Raw genomic sequence first — 4,422 nt, 5'->3', positions numbered from 1 at the left:
TTATGGGTGGGAATTTCCCGGAATCAAAAAAGGGGGTTAGTGGGGAGTCAGACCAAATATAGGTTACACTTCAACTTTAAATGAGAAACGCTGTCATTCTTTGTAGGGAATATGACCAGACAAACCGCTAATCTCGGACAAACAGGAATTGCCGTCAGTGCTTTGGGAATCGGGACTTGGGCATGGGGAGATAAACTATTCTGGAACTATGGCAAGGAATACGGAGCTAGTCAGGTAGAGGAGGCCTTTAAAGCGGCAGTAGAGGCAGGAATCACCTTTTTTGACACTGCCGAAGTCTATGGCCTGGGGGAATCGGAACGACTCTTAGGAAAATTTACCCAACAGACCGATATTGCCATCGATATTGCCAGCAAATTTGCCCCCGTACCGTGGCGATTGGGGGCGAATGCGGTGCATAATGCCATTACCGAGAGCTTAAACCGTCTAAAAACCGATAAAATTGCCCTTTACCAAGTACATTGGCCCTTCACCTTCCTAATTAGCCAAGAAACCCTAATCAATGCCCTAGGGGAAGAAGTAAAAAGCGGCCGGATTGGTTCCGTGGGTGTAAGTAATTATTCCGCCGAGCAAATGCGTCAAGCAAGCCAGATTTTGGCGAAAAAAGAGGTTCCCTTAGCGGTCAATCAGGTGCAGTATTCGCTTTTGTATCGCAAAATAGAAACTAAGGCAATTTTAGCCACGGCCAAGGAATTAGGTGTCACCATCCTCGCCTACAGCCCCCTCGCTCAAGGACTACTGACGGGTAAATATAGCCCAGAAAGCCAGAATTTGCCCGATGGAGCCAGAAAAGTTGACCCGCGGTTCAAAAAAGAAGGTTTGGAGAAAATAGCCCCAATTTTAAGGGTACTGCAAGAATTGGGCGAAAAATACCAAAAAACCCCCGCACAAGTTGCCCTCAATTGGTTAATCGCCCAAGGGGATGTAATTCCCATTCCGGGGGCAAAAACTGCGGCCCAAGCGATCGAAAATGCCGGGGCCCTAGGATGGAGTTTAGAAGCGCGAGAGGTGACGCAATTAGAACAGATGAGCCGGCCTTGGCTGTAAAAATCAAAACTTTTGATTTTTGATCACCATTCTGGAAAAAGTCTCTAACTTTTTGGTGATCAAGATTAAAACAGGCTACAATCTTTGCATACTGCTGTACTACTTAAGAAAACTGGGACAAAATTAATGGCGACAATGACAAATAACTCCGATCGAGATAAGGCCTTAGGTTTAGTCTTAAATCAAATCGAGCGCAACTTTGGCAAAGGTTCGATTATGCGTTTAGGAGACGCCACCCGGATGCGGGTGGAAACCGTGCCTAGTGGTGCTTTAACCCTAGATATGGCCTTGGGTGGCGGTTTACCGAAAGGCCGCATCGTCGAAATTTACGGGCCCGAAAGTTCTGGAAAAACCACCTTAGCCCTCCATGCGATCGCAGAAGTGCAAAAAGCTGGGGGAGTGGCGGCCTTTGTCGATGCGGAACACGCTTTAGATCCCACCTATTCCGATGTTTTAGGGGTAGATATCAATAATTTACTGGTGGCACAACCGGACACGGGGGAGGCAGCCTTAGAAATAGTTGACCAGTTAGTGCGTTCTTCGGCCGTGGATATCGTCGTCATCGACTCGGTGGCCGCTTTAGTGCCGCGGGCGGAAATTGAGGGGGAAATGGGGGATAATCAGGTGGGTTTGCAGGCCCGTTTGATGAGTAAAGCCCTGCGAAAAATTGCTGGTAATATTGGTAAATCGGGTTGTGTGGTGATTTTCCTCAACCAACTGCGGCAAAAAATCGGTGTCACCTACGGCAATCCTGAAGTGACCACTGGAGGAACGGCCTTAAAATTTTATGCCTCGGTGCGTTTAGATATCCGTCGCATTCAAACTTTGAAAAAAGGCACGGAAGGGGAATACGGAATTCGGGCTAAAGTTAAGGTGGCTAAAAATAAAGTCGCGCCTCCTTTCCGGATTGCTGAATTTGATATTATCTTCGGTAAAGGCATTTCCCAAGTGGGTTGTATGCTGGATATCGCCGAACAAACTAACGTGGTTACTCGTAAAGGGGCATGGTATAGCTATAATGGCGAAAATATTGCCCAGGGTCGCGATAATGCCGTTAAATATCTTGAAGAAAAGCCAGAAGTAGCGGCGGAAATTGAGAAGTTATTGCGGGATAAATTAGACATGGGTTCGGTTCCTTTCCCCACGGAACCGGCCGATGAGGACGATGAGGACGATCTGGAACCAGAAATCTAAAAGAAGAGGGTTTTAGGTCTTGGTTATCCCCCAGTTTCGGGGGATTTTTTAGCTTCAGAATCGATGGATTTAGCGGCTTCTAACCATGATTGTAAACCTTTTTTAGTTGGTGTTCCTTTAGCGGTAAAAGTCCATAGATCTCGTTTATGTTGGGGTCCGTAGCTGATATGAATCGGGCGATTAATTCCGTAAAAATAGAGAGAGTCAAAGGGTAATTTTTGGTTTAAAATCCAATCTATCAGGCGATCGCTCGTTAAATCGATAATCCGAAAATCACAGGCTGCCCCCAATCGCTGACAATAATATTGACCTTTTTGATTAATTTCGTGGGCGCAATGTTGATCACGACTGGGATCGATTCTACCGTTTTTTAAGCCGGTGATTGGGTCTTTTTTTTGGAGAAATTTTCTCAGATCATTAGAACAAAATCCATAGGTTAATTGGAATCTTTCTCGACCAAAATTATCAATAATTGGATCGATAATAAAGTGAGCGAGATTTTGCCAAGCGGTGATCGTTGCAGGATTTTTGGGATAGGGGTCGATTTGTGCTGCATACTTTTGATAGGTTTGGGAACAGGTAGATAATTCCTCTAGGGTTAAATATTTACCAATTAACATAATCATTTATCAGTTTTTAGCTAGATCCTATCACCCGATTTAGCTATTTTGCCAAAGCTGCTTTTTTGCGACCATAATAAACAGCGATAAAAGCGCTGACATACATCCATAAACTATAGACCATTGCGGGAATGGCCAGATCGGGATTCTTTAATAAACCGGCAGTGATAGCAATAGCTAAAGTGCCGCTTTGAATACCCACTTCAATTGCAATACAAATTCTTTGGGGAATAGTTAATTGAAATAAAAGACCACTGAAAAAACCAATTAGGGAAGCAATCGTGTTTAAAATAATCACTGCCAGGCCAGTTTGAGCGATAAATAAAGGTAAACGTTGCCATTCTCTCAGGATTAATAAGCAGATAATAAGTGCTAGAAAAATCACGGCCAAACGATTAGTTATCGGTTCCAGACTTTTGGCCAGTAAAGGGAAGTAATGGCGGATAGTCATACCCATAACCAGGGGGAAAACTATAATCAAAAATATCTGCGCCATAGTAGGACCAATGGGTAGGGAGATGGCGGCACTTTCCTCCATAAAATGCTGGAGAATGAAACTAGCTAAAAAAGGTATTGTGAAAATGGTGATGATGCTGCTAAAAGCGGTTAAAGTAACAGAAAGGGCCACATCTCCCTTAGCTAAATAGGTTAAAACATTGGAGGAAGGCCCGCTGGGACAAATGGCGACAATCATTAAACCGACGGCAATTTCTGGCTGGAGAGGCAAAAGAGAAACAATAATAAAGCCGACGATCGGTAGAATAATAATTTGATTGACTAAACCGATCAGGACTGCTTTGGGATAACGGGTGATACGCTGAAAATCGGCGGGAATTAATCCTAATCCCATGCCTAACATTAAAACGCCTAGGGCAACGGGTAAGAGGATATTAGTAAAAAAGTCGGCCTGCATCGGATAAAATCGGAAAAGACGGGCTTATTTTACCATAAATTGACTAATTTATTCGTGTCCCTAGTTACCGATTTTGCCGACCAAAAAACCCCGGTGTGCAGGGGAGGTTAAATTGTAGGAGAAACAGGGGCTCTTCTAGGTTCTGTGTGATAAGTTTAATTGACATAGGATCGATCGATCTTTGTGTCCTTTGTGTCTTTGTGGTTCGTTCCACCCCCTCGCTCTTGAGAAATGTATCTTAGAATACATTTTACCCACCAAAGCTGGGAGAGCCAAACAGGGTAAGCGCATATAAAAATGTAGCAAATTATACAGACATCTAAGACAAGTAATGATAGAAAATCCGTTGAGTATAGGCTACTTAGGAGGATAGGCAAAAGGCAAAAGGCAAAAGGGAATAAATAGGGTCTGCTGAAAAAGTTTTTCCTGGGGGTAGGAGTCAGGAGTCAGGAGTCAGTAGCCGGTCGTTTCAGGCTTTGTTGCCCTTGTTTTTTGTACCAAGCGATGTACCACAAGAAGGATAATGCAAGGTTTTTGAAAGTCCCAATCCTATTTTCGCAGCACTAACATCGGACTTTAACAGGTCAAAAGCCTTATTTTAAAAGGGTTTTACCATTATTCAGCAAGCCC

The 4,422-nt window shown here is 43.9% G+C and carries 4 protein-coding genes; 2 read left to right on the top strand and 2 right to left on the bottom strand.

From position 1 onward, the window contains the following. Nucleotides 1-111: 111 nt before the first annotated feature. Complete coding sequence (locus MICAI_RS13800; protein ID WP_008203049.1) at nt 112-1,065, top strand: aldo/keto reductase; 954 nt, start codon at nt 112-114, stop codon at nt 1,063-1,065. A 126-nt stretch (nt 1,066-1,191) separates the two neighbouring features. Then, complete coding sequence (recA, locus tag MICAI_RS13795) at nt 1,192-2,259, top strand: recombinase RecA (RefSeq protein WP_008203048.1); 1,068 nt, start codon at nt 1,192-1,194, stop codon at nt 2,257-2,259. Between the two features lie 23 nt (nt 2,260-2,282). On the opposite strand, the gene MICAI_RS13790 is transcribed toward recA, so the two are convergent. Both MICAI_RS13790 and MICAI_RS13785 read right to left on the bottom strand, forming a co-directional pair. Next, a complete protein-coding gene (locus tag MICAI_RS13790) occupies nt 2,283-2,879 on the bottom strand; it encodes a hypothetical protein (RefSeq protein WP_039900179.1) in 597 nt (198 codons plus the stop codon). Between the two features lie 43 nt (nt 2,880-2,922). Then, a complete protein-coding gene (locus MICAI_RS13785; protein ID WP_008203044.1) occupies nt 2,923-3,792 on the bottom strand; it encodes a bile acid:sodium symporter family protein in 870 nt (289 codons plus the stop codon). Nucleotides 3,793-4,422: the final 630 nt, after the last annotated feature.

Origin of the sequence: Microcystis sp. T1-4 (assembly GCF_000297435.1) — a bacterium.
Classification (GTDB): Bacteria; Cyanobacteriota; Cyanobacteriia; order Cyanobacteriales; family Microcystaceae; genus Microcystis.
The sequence above is the reverse complement of the archived record's forward strand: the minus strand, read 5'-3'. Positions and strand labels throughout refer to the sequence as shown.